Genomic DNA, 15,357 nt, shown 5'->3' on the forward strand with positions numbered 1-15,357 from the left:
TCAAGGGAAAAAAGCGCTGAAAGAGGTTCTTCCTGGCTACGTTAACAGCGTCAAGCCAATGTTCGCTATGAAGCCGGATATACTTCAGTCAGACAAGTCAAAAGTAAAGAAGGAAGTATACTTACGCATGCTTCTGTTAGCTCCTGACAAATCACATTATGAGTACGTAATAAATCGATTTTATCGAGATAATGATGAATCGGTTAAATCAATTTTTTACTCTCATCGAATTCCATTTGCTGAGCAGGTTAACTTCAACGAGATAATGGAAAACCGTGATAGTTGGCTAGAACAACTTCAATTACAGAATATTGATGGACACTTTGTTGACTAGTTCCTCTAACAAGTTTGTTAAGTTCGCCCAACGAGTTGGGCTGGGACGCGTAAACTGCACGCACCCCTTACAAAAGCGTTAAGTGTCTTGGAGAGTACGTGCGAATATTCATAATGGCTCTTGCTTTGATTCCTGCTCTTACGTTGGCAAAAGATCTAGAGGATGTTGAGAGCATAGAGAACCTAATTGAAGCCAGATTAACTCTTGGCCAGCCAACGCAGGAAGTCGAAGGTTTTTTAAACAGTACATCGTGGCTCTATTCTTATGATCGGTTTCAAAATAGATTTCAGGCTAGGCCTGCAGACGATGCAACAGAATGTACAGTCCGAACGTTTTTGCTTTGGTTGTTGTATGACTGCGATATTCAAATATACATAAACATTGATGAGTCAGGTAACTATAGTGGCTACTCTGTCGAGCAAACCTATTCAGGTGTGTAGACAATACTTAACAAGCCACTACAGGCGGATTTTTGCTCGTACTTCGATGATTTTTCTATCCAACATCTTTTCCCTTAATGTGGGAGGTAAATCGCCCAGGAGGTTTAGTATGGAAGTTAAGCTCAGCGACCTTGCCTTAGCCGTTGATTTTTCATCGTCTGGGCTGTTGTTTGATAGTTGTACGTATCTAAATAGGTGCAGCGGCAAGATAGTTTACACTGGCGATCTCATCGACGATGAAGAGCTACCTGATGATCTTTATGACAATCCAGATTACGTAGAGATTCCATCGAAGCAAGATATGAACTTGGGCAAACGGTTAGTTCTAAGGTTTGCCGCAGAGCACCTTTCAGAACATGTTGAAACTGTGCATAACATATTTAGTCGGCGTGGCGCATACGGAAGGTTTAAGGTTCTCCTTGAGCAAGCTAACATGCTCGATGAATGGTATCGATATGAAGAGGAGGCCGTAACTAGGGAATTGCTTGAATGGTGTCTTGTCAATGAAATAACAGTCAATGAAGATTCTTGACAATGCACTGCAGGCGGTTGTTACTGGCTAGCAGTACTCTTTTTTATTGGATGTCATATTAAGAGCGTATCTCATTGAGGACTGGTTGCCTTAATAAATCGCTAGAGATTACAATTGATTTAATTCTGTTGATATCAACTGAACTACATAAAACAACGTAAATAGTGTCTATGAATAAAAATAAATGTTACATTGCTTTTTTCCTAACGGCATTGATTCTATTATCAGGTTGTGCATCTCAACCCGAAACGCATGGTAACGATCTTCCAGGCTTTTTCACTGGCCTAATGCATGGTTTTTTCTTTATTTTTAGTTTTATCGCAAGCCTGTTTTCTGATGTCAGAATCTATACCTTCCCTAACTCGGGAGTGTGGTACGATTTTGGCTTTCTAGTTGGGCTGGTGTCTGCTGTCAGTGCTGGCACTTCTGTAAAATAGACAGCCAATTTTAGGAGGTCCTATGGCTTGGAAATGCCAGAACTGTAGTACAGAGATCGACGAGTCCAGCTTTGAAGTTTGCTGGAACTGCGGCTGTGAGAGAGGGCAACTAAAGCCAGCTGAATCACAGGCCCAAGTTCTGAAAAGCCTTCGCTGTGGGTCAGCGATGCTGATGCTTGGCTCCAAGGAGTTTCATGAGGGCACTCGATGGGGCGCGTTGGGCAATTTCGCCGAGTTGTTAGTCGATAAACAAGCGCTCGATATGTTTGCTTGTGAATCGTGCGGCAAGGTTGAATTCTTTTTGCCCGGAGCCGGCGCAAGATAACGAAAGACTCAAGACGGATAGCAATCAGTCTGGTTGCGCTCGTGCCTCGCCGAGTATAGCCAGACAAGCAGTTCCCTCTAAAGGGACGATATATTCTCGGAGATGTATGAATAATTTCCCAATAGTAGAAACGGAAAGGCTTATCCTGGATGAGCAATCCAACGATGATGCTAAAGCAATTTTCGCCATGTTTTCTGATAGCGAAGTGACTGAATTTTACGATTTATACTTCACTTCGGAAAATGAAGCGCTTGAATTAATAGAAAATGATAATAAGAGTTTTAGAGAGCAAAAAAGTGGTCGGTGGGCCATTCGAGAAAAATCAACGAATGAATTTGTAGGTAGTTGTGGCATTAATCGTTTCGAAGAAAGCAATGACGTAGCGGTTATAGGCTATGAACTCCAAAAAAGATCCTGGGGAAAGGGCTTTGCTAAAGAAGCTGTAAGTAAAGTTGTCGAGTACTCATTTTCAAATGACTGCCCAAAATTTATTAATAAAATTGAGGCGTATGTTATGTTGGGCAATGGTGCTTCGGAGTCTGTGCTTGAAAAGTTAGGCTTTCAATGTGACGGCATACTGAGGCAGCATGGTAAATGGAAGGGTTCCTATCATGACCTCAAAGTATTTTCCCTTTTACGTTCAGAGGGCAATAAAGCAGATTGAGCTAATGATGAGTGAGACATATAGGACGGCTCAGAAGTGTCAACGCAGGCAACGCTCCCTAGGTGTGAATCTCGGTACTTAGATTCTGCCTTCTAACCGCTTCCTGTCTGTGAATAGATAAAACCAGTTCAAACGGACTGAACTTTCAGTGTATCGAGTAACCCAAGCGATACGGAATCGTCCCTGCTGGGTACAGAAACAGGCGCTGTTCAGTCAGTTAATCCTGACAGCCGGGTCGAGGTTAACTATGCTGTGATCCCTGCAAAGACCATCGACACCAGTCCTTGTGTGGGTCTGGGCCCGCTAGGCCGTATCGCGGCCATGATCGCGGATGGCGGCAGTAACGAGACGATTGGCCATTTTATACAAAAGGGTGATAGGAATGAGTAGTACCGGAATTCAAAAGAGCATTGGCCTGCTGGGCATTGGCTTCTTTGGGTTTATTTTGTGGATCATCTATCTGGCCAACAGCGGTGGCGACAGTGTGTTTTTCGATCTGGTTCGGCAGTTGCCGTATGGCGACAAGTTGGGTCACTTCTGTTTGTTTGGCTTGTTAACCCTGGCTGCCAATCTGGGCACTGGCCTTAAGACTTTTCCCGTCGGCCGTGGGCGCTGGTACCTCGGCACGACGCTGGTGTCGCTGTTTGTGCTGCTGGAGGAGCTGAGTCAACTGCTTCTGCCTCGGCGCACCTTCGATGTTACCGACCTGGCGGCGGATCTGGTGGGGATTGTGCTGTTTACCTGGGTCAGTAAGAAGCTGGCGGCAACACGCTGGCTCTGTCGTCGGCACGCCGAGAGCTGATCCCGCCGAGGTGGCCAGGTCCCAGTGTTTTTGCTTCATCGAGCTCATTACCCGTCAATTTAACTTTCTTGGGCAGATTCGGCTCGCGTCGCTGGAATTCGGGCTGTTTGGCAGCTGAACACATCCTCTGTACGGCGGTTGCTTCCCTAAACCACTTTGACCGATTGCTCGTACTTGTTGGTGTTTACTGCAAACGGCGACTTTCGGCCGAGACACAGGTTGATTTCAGTAGGGGAGGGGCGATGAACATTTTTGTACTGGATGACGACATTGAGCGCTGTGCCCGCAGTCACTGCGATCAGCATGTGGTCAAGATGATCCTCGAAAGCGTGCAACTGCTGTGCACGGCGTTAAACAAAAAGGGGTTTGACACCCCTTATCGCTCCACCCACCTTAAGCATCCCTGTGTGTTATGGGTAGAGGAGTCCTACGACAACTTTTGCTGGCTACGGGATCTGGCGGTGGCCCTGAACGATGAATATCGGTTTCGCTACGGTAAGCCTCAAGACCATAAGTCGATGGCGGCGTTGTCGATCATTGAGGCGATGCCGTTTGCCCGCCGTGGACTGACACCCTTTGCTCAAGCGATGCCAGAGCCGTTTAAAGTTCAGGGCAATGCGGTGCTGGCCTATCGGCGCTTCTACGTTCAGGACAAGTCGCGCTTTGCCCGCTGGACAGTTCGGCCCCAACCCGATTGGTACACTCAGATGCTGAACGCGGCTTTGGATTAATGGGATCGAAACTTGCCCTTTGGCAAGGGCAACCGGTCTTTAGCTCCTCTTTTGGCTCCGCCCGCTAGTGTTGTAACAGCTTTACATCAGAAGCGCAGGAGAGGTCACGGTTGCCGTTGCATTGCTTTGTTGGCTGGCGTTATTCTTGACCTGCTCCGCGACGGGTCCGGCATGATGCTTTGGGCTGGAGCAAGACAGACAGAAAAGGAGTTTCAATGTCTATTAATGCAACCCTTGCTGGCCAGATGATGGTGTTGTGGCTGGTATTGTCAACGGTATTGATTGCATTGCTGGCCAGAAAGCGCAGCGATACCCCGGCTTTGGTAACCTTGGTTGGGGCGGTGTTGTCGTTGATTCCCCCTTTGGGCATGGCGTATATGGGCTTCTTGGCCCTGAAGGGAGACAGCCGCAGGTTGCGGCGTTACGAGTAGGGGCGACGATCAAAAAACGGCACTCAGGGTGCCGTTTTTTTGTGTCTGAAAATCGATGAGGCTCAATCTGCCTTGGCGGTTTCCATGGCAGCAGCCGGTTGGTTGATTTTTTGATGCAGCCACAGACCGGAGGCTTTCATCAGGAAGCCAAAGGTGGCGCCAACAATCAGAGCCGGAATCACCGCCTGCCAGTCGCCCGCGGCGGCAAAGGTGGCACAGCTGCCGACAAAGGTACCGGGAATGTAGTTGAGCCAGGTCTGTTTGGCTTGAACACACATCAGCGTGGCGACGATGCCAGTAATCACATAGCCAATCACTTCGGCGCCGGCGATGGTGGACAGTTGGATGATCACCATGGCCCAGAATACGCCGCTCATATTGGTGGCCACGCTCAGTGCCAACCCTTTTACGCCATCTTGAGGGGAGGCAAAGTAGGTTGTGCAACCCAGAAAGCCAGCCCAGGTCAGCAGACCCAATGACACCGACACCCAGCCCCAGATGCCGGACAGTATTCCGGTTGTGATTGCAATCGCCACCAATACAGACATGTAATCGTCTCGTCGTTATCTCAGAAAGATGACGGAGTGTATCTTACTTATTTTCACATCCAAGTGATCACGATCACGCTATTGGGCGGATCAGGTCGGGTTTGACGCTATTTCGTATGGTTTATGTGACTTAAGTGAAATTTTTTTACAATTTTAGGGCTGGCTCTCACCGTCCTGGTTCGTAGCGACCAGTCGCAGCCAGGCGGTTGTCCCGCCTGGCTGCTGTTTGGCTCAACTATCGGGCTTTAATGCCGTCCAGTTCATACCAGGGGGTCGGGTTGATGGGGCAGCGGTAGCGCACGCCCGCTTCGGTAATGGTGACCCGGGAGCTGCGGGTTTGGCCCGGCTCCAGAGGAAACTTGTCCAACGTGTTGCGGTTGGCCAGGTTTTGGATTTGAAAGCCCACCAGTTTGTCAGAGCGGTTGGTCACGACAAATTCGTACTCGCCGGCCTTCAGTCCGGCGATGGTCTCTTCGGCGGCGAAGTAGCCGTTGTACTCGTCGAGGTGAATCACGGTTACGCCATCGTCCCGGGTTTCAGGGGTGGCGGCCGCTGCGCCAAACGCCAAACTCAGTGTCAGAATTATCGCGCTGGTCATTCCAAGTAGTGCTTTCATGATGTGTCTCCGTAAGGTCCAAATTAACAGGGCAGTCAAGGTCCTTGTTGAGCCTTGATGGAGCCAGTATAGTGAGCATAATTGCTCTATTCTGCGTCAAATGGTGCTGGTTTTATGTCAGATCGTCCAAATGTGTATCTGAACAATCCGGATGCGCTGAGTTCGGTACTTTCCAGTTTGCAGTTGCAGACCGAGGTGTACGTTAATGGTGAGTTTTGCGGCCAGTGGGCGGTGGATACCGCCGGCAGTCGTCGCATCCCCTTTCATCTGATCGCCAATGGCCGTGCCTGGTTGCACATGGAGGGGCAACCGGCGCTGGCGCTGCAACCGGGGGATCTGCTGGTGTTTCCTCACGACAACCACCACATTCTGGCCAGTTCGCCGCAGCAACCCGATGCCGCCCTGGTCAATGCGCCGCTGTCGACTGCAGTGGCGGATGAGCCGCGAACCCAGTTAATTTGTGGCTTTTTTGAGTTTCGCAATGCCGCCGCCTGGCCGCTGCTGGATTCGTTGGCTCCACTGATGGTGGTGCACAATCTGGGCACCGAATCGCGTCTGGAACGGCTGGTGGCCTTGATGATACTGGAGTTAAAACAGCAGCAGCCAGGCCATTATGCGGTGGTGAATCAACTGGCGCTGTTGATGTTTGTCACCCTGCTCAGGCAACAAATTGAATCGGGCCAGGTTGAGCAGGGGTTACTGGCGGCGTTGTTCGACCGTCACTTGGCGCCGGCGCTGGCCGCGATACACAATCAGCCGGCGAAGCCATGGACTCTCAATGGCCTGGCGCAGATTGCCGCGCTGGGCCGCTCGAGCTTTGCCCGTCGGTTTCAGTCTCTGGTTGGCGTGTCACCGATGCGTTATGTGAGCCAATGGCGAATGCACTGCGCGTCAGTACAACTGGCGACCGGACAGTGCTCGGTGGCTCAATTGGCAGAGCAGTATGGTTACCAGTCGGAAGCGGCGTTTCGTAAAGCCTTTAAAGTGGTGACGGGCACTACGCCCGGTGCGGTACGACGCCGGCGACGGACTCGGTCAGATCAGGGAGCAACTCATGGGTGACAGATCAGCGAAATGGAAGCCGGGTGTGAGGGTGCCGATGTTTATTGCTACCCGTCTGGAAACTAGCAGGAGCAGGCTAAGGGTGCTGCCGGTGGCGGCGTTGCTGCTGGTCAGCAGCGAAGTCTGTGCCGACAGTTGGCAGTGCAGCAACGACTTTGAAAGCCGCTGTTCGTCGCAGGGATGTTCGGTTGCCACCACGGCGGATTTTACCCCGCTGAGTGTCAGTCTTGATGACCGCGGCGCGCTGTCGGTATGCGCCTACAGTGGTTGTTGGCAGGGGCGAGGCGAGGTATTGGCAACCCGGCCCTATCTGGTGGTGGTTGGCAGTGCCATTCCATGGTCGGCTCCGGGAGGCGACCATGGCAGCGATATGGTGCTGACTTTAAACCCTAAAACTGGCGTGGCAATGCTGCAAAATGAGGTGTTTGATCAGCCGTTGGTGTGCGCCGGTCCCTGAGTCCGGCTTTACAGCCAGTCAATCTCGGCACGGGTTAAACGGCGGCAGTTGCCCGGCGGCAGTGACGGTTCTAGCGTTATTTCACCCATGCGTTCTCGGTGAAGGGCCACCACCGGGTTTCGAAACACTCCGAACATCCGTTTGATCTGGTGGTATTTTCCCTCGTAGATGGTCAGCCTGGCCTGCTGAGAGCCAAGCCGGGTCAACTGTGCCGGCGAGGTGGTGATTCCCTCATACGGAAAGTGAATTCCTTCGGCGAATCGGGCTTCGGTGCCCGGGTCGATGGGGTGGGCGGTGGTCACCAGGTAAGTCTTAGGAATTTTTATTTCCGGCCGGGTCAGTCGTTTCGACCAGTTGCCGTCGTTGGTCAGAATCAACAGGCCGGTGGTGGCCCGGTCCAGTCGACCGGCGATGTGGATCTCGGTCAGATCCAGCTCCGGCTGTTGCGTTGCCAGTTCCTCAATCACCGTGCGGTGATTCGCATCCCGGGTGGCGCTCAGAATCCCGGCCGCCTTGTTCATCAGCCAATATTGTGCCTGCTTGCACGGCAGTTCGATGCCGTTGCAGCGAACCTGGCTGAACTCGGTGATTCGACGGGTTCCATCCAGGCACGGCTGTCCATCCACCCACACCTGACCGTTCTGAATCCAGTCTCGAATGCGGCGATTGCTCTCTCGGGTGGTTTTGCTGATGAAACGATCCAGTCGCATAGACGGCCTCTGCCTGTTTGGGGCGCCTATGGTAACGCGCTGGCGACGAAAGGCAATGGCGATAAAGCCGCCGCCAAATGGTGGAAACCGACGCCGGGCTATTGAGGTAGATCAGCTTACTGGCGTTTATCCCCCGAACGGGGGATGAAGCGGTTATTTCATTTGCGTATCAATGAAGTAACTAGCAGGAGGTGAGTATGAAAAATCAAAATGGATTCAAATTGTGTGCACTGGTCGCCGCCATGGTGGCCCTGGCCGGTTGTGGCAGTGACAGCGACAGCAGCCCGGCTCCGGTGGAGCCTGAACTTTACACCGGGGTATTTCTGGACAGTCCGGTTGCCGGACTGAGTTACGCCACCGGCACTCAGCAGGGCGTGACCAATGCGGCTGGTGAGTTTGTCTATCAGCAGGGGGAGCAGGTGAACTTCAGCCTGGGTGCCACCGAGTTTCCGGTGGTGAATGCCGCCGCCGAAGTGACGCCGCTGACCCTGTTTGCCACCGAGGACGCCACTACGCCCGCGGTGGTGAATACGCTGCGGTTGCTGCAGTCTCTGGACAGCGACGGCGATCCGGATAATGGCATCACCATTGCCGAAGCGGTGGCGCAGGCGATGCCCAGCGTCACACTGGATGAAGGTACCGAAGCCTTTGAAACTCAAATGACCGTGGCGCTGGACGCCGTAGGCATGGACGCCGACGATCTGGTCAGTGCCGAAGACGCTCTCGACCACTTCGATGAAACCGTTAACCCGGGCTTCACGGCCGGCGATCTGGACGGTGACTGGTTGTCTATTGAGTTTCTGACCCCTCGTTACGATCACAACTCCCCGGACTCGTTTGATTATCGTCTGGCAGATTGGCTCATCAATGACGGCACCCTGACCGTTAAAGAGCGCAACATTGCCGGTGAGTATTATCCGGATGAAAGCTACGACATCACCATGGATAACACCGGCAAGATCACCGTCGATGAAGAGACCGACATGGTGCAGATGGATTCTGGCGAGCAGATGATGCTGTGGTGGAACGGTGAAGAGCATCGGCAGCGGTTGGCGCTGTCGGTTCGCCGTGCCGACAGCTATCAGCTCAGCGATCTGCAGGGCCAGTGGCTGGTCGGCAGCTTGTACACGCCGGCGCATTCTCTGGGCGACCCGGGTCAGTTTGGTTTTGGCGTGTACCAACTGGTCATCGATGATGCCGGGGCGGTAGCCTTTACCGATCTGGGCGGTACCGACGACAATGCCACCGATAACTTTACCTTCGCGATGGACGACCGTGGTCGCATCCTTGATGAGGACGAAGGCTACCTGCAACTGTCGGCCGAGAAGGACGTGATCGTTCAGGTCGCAGTCTGGGACGGCGAGCAGCAGGAAGTGATGGTGGCCGTAAAACAGCCGCAGCAGCTGGAACTGGCGAAACTGGAAGGGCAGTGGTATTCCGTTACCATGGACATTCCGGCCCAGGCCAATGACGCCAAGTTGTTTAACTACAGCCTGGATCAGGTGGTATTCGATGCCGCGGGTAACTCAGCCTGGCACCAGAAAGCCACCGATGACCCCGAGGCCGACCTGGAGGTGGTGGATACTATGAAAGTCGAGCTGAAACAGGGCATGTTCAAAGATCAGTACAACGGTTACTGGTTGGTGAATGCCGACTATACCGTGGCGGTCAACTTGTACCCTGAGCAAGAAGGGATTTATGCCTACGCCGTACTGGTGAGACAGAAATAGATCGCAGAGCTTTACGGGCTGAGCCCTTCAGTCCGTTCCCCCTGGCGAGTTGACCTCCGGCTCGCCTTTTTTGTGCCTGGCGAACGGCTCAGTCGAAACGGGGCGTCAGGGTGTAGGCGCGGTGCAGCAGTTGATTCTGATGGCGGCTGTCGGTTTTATGCAGCAGGCTTTTGAGTTGAGACTTAACGGTTTCTTTGCTGACGCCTCGGTAATCGGCTATTTCACTGCCATCGAGCCCCTCCATCAGCAGGTTGAGAACCTGTCGCTCGGCCGGCGTCAAAGGCTCCAGACACAGCTCGGCCAGAGGCGAGTGACTCCGAAGTTTCAGGTAGTGGTGTGCCCAGGGCAAGATGGCGGCACCGAGGCCATTCATGTCGTGCTGGTAGAGTTTTTGAAACGGGGTGCGGTGTCGGTGCAGGGAGATGGCCACCTGTTGGTGAGCGTTTAATGGCAGCACCAGGCCATAAGAGAAACGGTAGTCGAAGTAAGGTTGGTAACGCTCGAGAAAGCCGCCGGCTTCCGCCTTGGGGCGGGGCAGCAGCTCCTGCAGGCACACGGACTCGCCCACCAGCTTGTTGCTCATGTAGGTATGAAGATAACGATCTTGCTCGGTGTTGCCGGCCACAAAGGCCTGAGAGCGTGCCGACAGGCCCGCACAAAAGGTGTGTTGCACTCCTCGGCGCAAATCAATCAGCATCAACAGGCAGGCATCGGCGCCGACGATCGGCAGCAGTCGGTTCAGCAATGCCCGCAAGTGTGCCGGGCCCTGACAGTGGTTCAGGTCGTTGATCCAGGGGTAGAGTTTTAACCAGTCCATGTACACCTCAATTGGCTTAGTTTGAGTGTAGGGGCGGTTAGGGCTTTATAAACTGACCTAGATCAAAAAGTTGCACACATGTTATCAAGGTTAATAAAAAGGCGCCTCCATCAGGAGGCGCAACATCCACGGGTCGCTGAACACGGGGCAGGGGCCGAAAAGGTTAGGATTACCGGTTCCCTAACACTCCCCGAACAACCCGGGGAAAAACCCAACGGGGCCAGACAGACCCCGTTGTACAGGCTCAGTCCACCTTGGGTGGGAAACGCTGGTACAGGGTCGGCAGCACCAACAGGGTCAGGGCCGTGGAGGTGACCAGACCGCCGATGATCACCATCGCCAACGGTCGCTGAACTTCTGAGCCGACGCCGGAGGAGAAGATCACTGGCAGCAAGCCCAGCGCCGAGGTCAGGGCGGTCATCAGTACCGGCCGTAGCCGAGAGATGGCGCCTTCGAACGCCGCTTCGGCCACCGGTTCGCCGGCGTTCACCCGTTGGTTAATGGCATCTACCAGCACCACGCCGTTGAGCACGGCTACCCCAAACAGGGTGATGAAGCCGATGGAGCTGGGGACCGACAGGTAGGTGCCGGTCAAAAACAGCGCCAGAACGCCACCAATCAACGCCAGTGGCACATTGGCCATGATCAGCAGAGATTGCGCTACCGAGCCGAACGAGAAATACAGCAGTAAGGCAATCAGGGCAATGGAGATGGGCACCACAATGGCCAGCCGTTGCTGGGCGCGCTGCTGGCTTTCATATTGGCCGCCCACTTTAACCGAGTAGCCTGCCGGCAGATCGGCACCGTCGGCCACGCGTTGATAGATGTCGTTGACCACCGATCCCATGTCACGTCCTGAGACGTTGGCCTGAATGACCACCCGTCGCTGCACATCGTCGCGACGAATATTCGGCGGCGCACTCTCCATGCCGATGTCGGCCACGTCTCCGAGGCGTACCTGGCTGCCATCACTGCCGTACAGCAGCAGGTCCGCCAGTTTCTCCGGGCTGTCGCGGAACGACTGTGCAAACCGCAGCTGAATGTCGTAGCGGGCGTTGCCGTCAATCACCTGGCCGGCCTGACGGCCACCGATGCCGTCGGACACCAGTTGCAATACCTGATCGACGCTGATGCCATAGCGAGCTAATTTACTGCGATTGGGCCGCACCACCAGTTGCAGTTCCCCCTGAATCTGCTCCATCGATACGTCCACGGCACCGTCGACGTTTTTTACCAGCTCTTCGATCTGCTTGCCTTTCTCCGCCAATACGGTCAGATCCGGTCCAAACAGCTTGATCGCCAGTTGAGCCCGCACCCCGGACAGCAGCTCATCCACTCGGGTGGCAATGGGCTGAGAGAAGGTAAACAGCAGACCCGGGAACACACTCAGCTTGTCGTTCATCTGCCGTTGAAGCTCGAGTCGATTCGACGCCGAAGTCCATTGTTCGACGGGCTTGAGGCCGACGTAGATCTCGACGTTGTTGATGGGCTCCGGATCCCCACCCAGCTCGGCGGCACCGACCCGGCTCAGGGCGTACTCCACTTCGGGGAAGGTCATCAGAATCCGTTCCAGCTTGGGTGCCACCAGGTTTAAGGCGGTATCCAGGTTGGCGGTGGGGGCCAGGGTGACCCGAATGTTGATGGTGCCTTCCTCTAACTCGGGGACAAACTCCGTGCCCAGGTTAGGTACCAGGCTCATGGTGGCGGTAAAGGCGATCAGGGCGGCGGCGATCACCGCTTTGGGGCGGTTGATGATGCGACCCAGCAGGCGCCGGTAGGCTTTCTCTAGGGGGGCGACCACCGGGCTGGGGCGAAAGCTGACGCCTTTTTTGAACGCCATGGTGGCCAGAGCCGGCACCACAAACAGGGCCACAACCAGGGCGGCCATCATCGCCAGAATGATGCTCACCGCCATCGGCTGGAACATCTTGCCTTCTACCCCTTGCAGGGTAAACAGCGGGGCAAACACCACAATAATGATGATGGTGGCAAAGAACACCGGGCTGGCAACTTCCTGAGCCGCCGCCTTGACCCGCATGGCAATACCGTGATGGTCGGCACCGGCATTGTGGGGATCGGCTTCGTTAGCCCGGGACTGAGCCTGGCTGAGGTGGCGGCGGTCCGGCTGGCTCAGGTGTTTGAAGATGTTTTCCACCATCACCACCGAGCCATCCACCAGCATACCGATGGCCACCGCCAGGCCGCCCAGAGACATCAGGTTGGCCGAGGCGCCAAAATAGGCCATGACCATCAAGGCGATGCCGATGGCCACCGGAATCGACAACAGCACCAGGGCGGTGGCGCGAATGTTGAGCAGGAACAGTGCCAGAATCACGATGATGAACACAAAGGCGATCAGTAACGCGTCGCGGACGGTTTTGACCGCCTTGCTCACCAGATCGGCATTGTCGTAATAGGGTTCAAACGTGACCCCTTGAGGCAGGGCTTGCTGGATCAGCGGAATTCGCGCTTCGATGTCATCGATGGTGGCCTTGGTGTTGGCCCCCATGCGCTTGAGTACCACCCCGGATACCACTTCCCCCAGTTGCTGCACCTGACCGTTGTCATCGCGGCGGCTCATGGACACGGCGCCGACCCGAATCTCGCTGCCGAATTGCACCGAGGCGATGTCATTAACGGTGATGGGAGTGCCGTTGATGGTTTTCAGCGGCAATAACCGAATCGCTTCCAGCCCCGCCTCACCGCTGGGAATAAAGCCGTAGCCCCGCACCACGAACTGTTCTTGCCCTCTGGGCATAAACCAGCCGCCGGTGTTGCGGTTGTTGGACTCCAGCGTCTGTTGCACATCATCCAGAGTTAAGCTGTAGGACTGCATCTTGGTGGGATCCAACTGCACCTGGTACTGGCGAACTTCGCCGCCGAAGGACAGCACCTGAGTGATCCCTTCCACTGGCATCAGCATCAGTTTGACCAGGTAATCGTTCAGCCCGCGCAGGGCCATGGCATCAAAGCCGCTACCCGGTTCGGCCCGCAGCAGGTATTGGTAGACCTGACCCAGACCCGAGGTGTTGGGGCCCATCTCCGGGGTACCAACGCCATCGGGAATGTTCTCCTGGGCCGCTTGCAGCTGTTCAAACACCTGTTGACGGGCAAAGTAGACGTCGGTGCCTTCTTCAAACACCACGGTGACCACCGACAGGCCGGTACGGCTGAGGGAGCGCACCTGGGTGACGGCGGGCAGCGAGTACATCGACGCCTCGATGGGGTAGGTGATTAACTGCTCCACCTCCTCCGATGCCAGGCCTTCGGCCTGGGTGTTGACGGTGACTTGAACATTGGTGACGTCAGGAAAGGCATCCAGGTTCAGCTTTGGCAGCATGGCGACGACGCCAGCCATAGTGGCAATCAGCAGAATGAGAATGATCAGCCGGTTGCGCACCGCTGATGCGATTATAGTATTGAGCATAGAGGCGCCGCCTTAGTGGTTGTGGATGCTGAGGCCGGATTTCGCCTGCTCTGAAGTCAGGAAAAACGCCCCTTTGATGACCACCTGGCTGCCCAGCGGAATGCCGGTGATCAGGTTTTGCTTTTCGATGGCGTTGATAACCTGAATCTCCTGGGCCCGGTACTCCTTGCCGTCATACAGGTACACCATCCAATCGCCGTCTGGACCTCGGCTCAGGGCAGAGTCCGGCAGCACAATGCCCTGGCGCTGACTCTGGCCCAGATAGGCGGTGGCGAACTGCCCGGCATGCAGGCGATGGTCGGGATTGGCCACCTCCAGGCGGATGGATTCGGTGCGGGTCTGTGGATTCAATTGATGATCGCGGCCGATGACGGTGGCCTGAAACAGCTCACCGTTGACCGCCAGTGTCATCGCCTGGCCGATACGGACATTACCGGACTGGCTGGGAGCCACTTGAGCGTTCGCCCACAGGGTTCGCTCGTTGGCCAGTACCATCAGGGGGGTCAGGGCCGGCAGGTTCTGCTGCATCACCGAGTTGTCTTGCTGAACGGTACCGGCATGAGGGGCCAACAGCTCAAATTGACCCAGTCGGGTTTGTTCGTGGTTGAGGCCATCGATTTGTGCCTGAGTCATGCCCAGGGCCAGCAGATCCTGCAAGCTGGTTTCTATGTCAATGCGCGCCTGCTGAAAGCGGCTGGCAGAGATCGCTTTTTCACCGAGGGAGCGTACTCGCTTCCACTCGGCCTGGGCCAGCAGGTAGCGGCCTTGAGCATTGGCGATGTCGCTGGACGCCAGGGTCAGTAGCGGGGTGCCTTTGGCCACGTCCTGGCCAGGGTTGACGTGGCGGGCGATGACCCGGGCGTCAACGGGTAATGACAGCTGGCTGGTGACATTGGGGTTGGCCAACAGCTGTGCCGGCACCGGATGCTCAAAGTTCAGTTGAGATTCAACGGCCGTAGCCACTTCGATGCCGGCAATGGCGCTCTGGGCCGGCGTCAGATGCAAACCTTCCTCTTCCGCCTCTTCCGCCTCTTCGTCATGACCATGACCGTCGTCCTCTTCACCGTGAGCGGTTTCGGCAGCGTGATCGCCACCGTCCGCTTCGGGGTGTGAGGCGTCGTTGTGGTCGTGTTCGGCATGGAAGTTGTCCTGCGCCAGTTGGATTTTCGGGTCAGTGCTGCTGCCGTGGTCGTCGCCGGCCAGGGCGCTGTGGCTGCCGATCGTCAGTGGCAGAGCCAGAGACATGGCCAGAACCATAGGGGACAGTGTCAGATTTTTCATGATGTTGTATTCC

General features: G+C 55.0%; 17 protein-coding genes. 11 read left to right on the top strand and 6 right to left on the bottom strand.

What is annotated here, in order from left to right; translation table 11 throughout:
- The 8 genes from H598_RS26720 to H598_RS0102670 all read left to right on the top strand — a co-directional run.
- Positions 1-334, top strand: a 334-nt coding sequence (locus H598_RS26720; protein WP_035415151.1) for a hypothetical protein, incomplete at its 5' end; no start/stop codon positions are given.
- A 549-nt stretch (positions 335-883) separates the two neighbouring features.
- Positions 884-1,306 carry a UPF0158 family protein gene (locus tag H598_RS0102645; protein WP_028111627.1) on the top strand — a complete coding sequence of 141 codons (423 nt, stop codon included), beginning with the start codon at positions 884-886 and terminating at the stop codon, positions 1,304-1,306.
- 170 nt (positions 1,307-1,476) lie between these two features.
- Entirely contained in the window at positions 1,477-1,743 is a 267-nt protein-coding gene (locus H598_RS25885) for a hypothetical protein (protein ID WP_156896910.1), read from the top strand.
- 22 nt (positions 1,744-1,765) lie between these two features.
- The gene (locus H598_RS0102650; RefSeq protein ID WP_028111628.1) at positions 1,766-2,068 is read left to right on the top strand and encodes a hypothetical protein; all 303 of its coding nucleotides are present in this window, start codon (positions 1,766-1,768) and stop codon (positions 2,066-2,068) included.
- A gap of 106 nt (positions 2,069-2,174) precedes the next feature.
- Positions 2,175-2,732 (top strand): GNAT family N-acetyltransferase, encoded by a 558-nt coding sequence (locus H598_RS0102655; protein WP_028111629.1) that lies wholly within the window; start codon positions 2,175-2,177, stop codon positions 2,730-2,732.
- A 382-nt stretch (positions 2,733-3,114) separates the two neighbouring features.
- A complete protein-coding gene (locus tag H598_RS0102660) occupies positions 3,115-3,534 on the top strand; it encodes a VanZ family protein (protein ID WP_084144290.1) in 420 nt (139 codons plus the stop codon).
- 242 nt (positions 3,535-3,776) lie between these two features.
- Positions 3,777-4,265 (top strand): pyrimidine dimer DNA glycosylase/endonuclease V, encoded by a 489-nt coding sequence (locus tag H598_RS0102665; RefSeq protein ID WP_028111631.1) that lies wholly within the window; start codon positions 3,777-3,779, stop codon positions 4,263-4,265.
- A 215-nt stretch (positions 4,266-4,480) separates the two neighbouring features.
- Positions 4,481-4,696, top strand: a complete 216-nt coding sequence (locus H598_RS0102670) for a hypothetical protein (protein ID WP_028111632.1) — start codon at positions 4,481-4,483, stop codon at positions 4,694-4,696.
- Positions 4,697-4,758: 62 nt separating this feature from the next.
- Here the strand turns inward: H598_RS0102670 and H598_RS0102675 are convergent, their stop codons facing one another.
- Entirely contained in the window at positions 4,759-5,244 is a 486-nt protein-coding gene (locus tag H598_RS0102675) for a DUF1097 domain-containing protein (protein WP_028111633.1), read from the bottom strand.
- 235 nt (positions 5,245-5,479) lie between these two features.
- A complete protein-coding gene (locus H598_RS0102680; RefSeq protein WP_028111634.1) occupies positions 5,480-5,860 on the bottom strand; it encodes a hypothetical protein in 381 nt (126 codons plus the stop codon).
- Positions 5,861-5,974: 114 nt separating this feature from the next.
- On the opposite strand from H598_RS0102680, the gene H598_RS0102685 reads away from it, so the two are divergent.
- The gene (locus H598_RS0102685) at positions 5,975-6,922 is read left to right on the top strand and encodes an AraC family transcriptional regulator (protein ID WP_051252302.1); all 948 of its coding nucleotides are present in this window, start codon (positions 5,975-5,977) and stop codon (positions 6,920-6,922) included.
- Between the two features lie 37 nt (positions 6,923-6,959).
- Entirely contained in the window at positions 6,960-7,379 is a 420-nt protein-coding gene (locus tag H598_RS25380) for a hypothetical protein (RefSeq protein WP_156896911.1), read from the top strand.
- Between the two features lie 8 nt (positions 7,380-7,387).
- On the opposite strand, the gene H598_RS0102695 is transcribed toward H598_RS25380, so the two are convergent.
- Positions 7,388-8,089, bottom strand: a complete 702-nt coding sequence (locus H598_RS0102695; RefSeq protein WP_028111636.1) for a pseudouridine synthase — start codon at positions 8,087-8,089, stop codon at positions 7,388-7,390.
- A gap of 197 nt (positions 8,090-8,286) precedes the next feature.
- Here H598_RS0102695 and H598_RS25385 point away from each other — a divergent pair, with 197 nt between their 5' ends.
- Entirely contained in the window at positions 8,287-9,819 is a 1,533-nt protein-coding gene (locus H598_RS25385) for a hypothetical protein (protein WP_051252305.1), read from the top strand.
- An 88-nt stretch (positions 9,820-9,907) separates the two neighbouring features.
- Here H598_RS25385 and H598_RS25390 read toward each other — a convergent pair whose 3' ends face one another.
- The 3 genes from H598_RS25390 to H598_RS23090 form a co-directional block, all read right to left on the bottom strand.
- Positions 9,908-10,636, bottom strand: a complete 729-nt coding sequence (locus tag H598_RS25390) for a LuxR family transcriptional regulator (protein WP_028111637.1) — start codon at positions 10,634-10,636, stop codon at positions 9,908-9,910.
- A 244-nt stretch (positions 10,637-10,880) separates the two neighbouring features.
- Complete coding sequence (locus H598_RS0102710; protein WP_028111638.1) at positions 10,881-14,063, bottom strand: efflux RND transporter permease subunit; 3,183 nt, start codon at positions 14,061-14,063, stop codon at positions 10,881-10,883.
- A gap of 12 nt (positions 14,064-14,075) precedes the next feature.
- Positions 14,076-15,344, bottom strand: a complete 1,269-nt coding sequence (locus H598_RS23090; RefSeq protein ID WP_051252307.1) for an efflux RND transporter periplasmic adaptor subunit — start codon at positions 15,342-15,344, stop codon at positions 14,076-14,078.
- Positions 15,345-15,357 lie beyond the last annotated feature (13 nt).

This window comes from Ferrimonas kyonanensis DSM 18153, from assembly GCF_000425405.1.
Taxonomy (GTDB): Bacteria; Pseudomonadota; Gammaproteobacteria; order Enterobacterales; family Shewanellaceae; genus Ferrimonas; species Ferrimonas kyonanensis.

Excerpts from the sequence above, each read along its gene's own strand:
- H598_RS0102645 (WP_028111627.1), top strand. The coding sequence starts at position 884 with ATGGAAGTTAAGCTCAGCGACCTTGCCTTAGCCGTTGATTTTTCATCG.
- H598_RS25885 (WP_156896910.1), top strand. The coding sequence starts at position 1,477 with ATGAATAAAAATAAATGTTACATTGCTTTTTTCCTAACGGCATTGATT.
- H598_RS0102650 (WP_028111628.1), top strand. The coding sequence starts at position 1,766 with ATGGCTTGGAAATGCCAGAACTGTAGTACAGAGATCGACGAGTCCAGC.
- H598_RS0102655 (WP_028111629.1), top strand. The coding sequence starts at position 2,175 with ATGAATAATTTCCCAATAGTAGAAACGGAAAGGCTTATCCTGGATGAG.
- H598_RS0102660 (WP_084144290.1), top strand. The coding sequence starts at position 3,115 with ATGAGTAGTACCGGAATTCAAAAGAGCATTGGCCTGCTGGGCATTGGC.
- H598_RS0102665 (WP_028111631.1), top strand. The coding sequence starts at position 3,777 with ATGAACATTTTTGTACTGGATGACGACATTGAGCGCTGTGCCCGCAGT.
- H598_RS0102670 (WP_028111632.1), top strand. The coding sequence starts at position 4,481 with ATGTCTATTAATGCAACCCTTGCTGGCCAGATGATGGTGTTGTGGCTG.
- H598_RS0102675 (WP_028111633.1), bottom strand. The coding sequence starts at position 5,244 with ATGTCTGTATTGGTGGCGATTGCAATCACAACCGGAATACTGTCCGGC.
- H598_RS0102680 (WP_028111634.1), bottom strand. The coding sequence starts at position 5,860 with ATGAAAGCACTACTTGGAATGACCAGCGCGATAATTCTGACACTGAGT.
- H598_RS0102685 (WP_051252302.1), top strand. The coding sequence starts at position 5,975 with ATGTCAGATCGTCCAAATGTGTATCTGAACAATCCGGATGCGCTGAGT.
- H598_RS25380 (WP_156896911.1), top strand. The coding sequence starts at position 6,960 with ATGTTTATTGCTACCCGTCTGGAAACTAGCAGGAGCAGGCTAAGGGTG.
- H598_RS0102695 (WP_028111636.1), bottom strand. The coding sequence starts at position 8,089 with ATGCGACTGGATCGTTTCATCAGCAAAACCACCCGAGAGAGCAATCGC.
- H598_RS25385 (WP_051252305.1), top strand. The coding sequence starts at position 8,287 with ATGAAAAATCAAAATGGATTCAAATTGTGTGCACTGGTCGCCGCCATG.
- H598_RS25390 (WP_028111637.1), bottom strand. The coding sequence starts at position 10,636 with ATGGACTGGTTAAAACTCTACCCCTGGATCAACGACCTGAACCACTGT.
- H598_RS0102710 (WP_028111638.1), bottom strand. The coding sequence starts at position 14,063 with ATGCTCAATACTATAATCGCATCAGCGGTGCGCAACCGGCTGATCATT.
- H598_RS23090 (WP_051252307.1), bottom strand. The coding sequence starts at position 15,344 with ATGAAAAATCTGACACTGTCCCCTATGGTTCTGGCCATGTCTCTGGCT.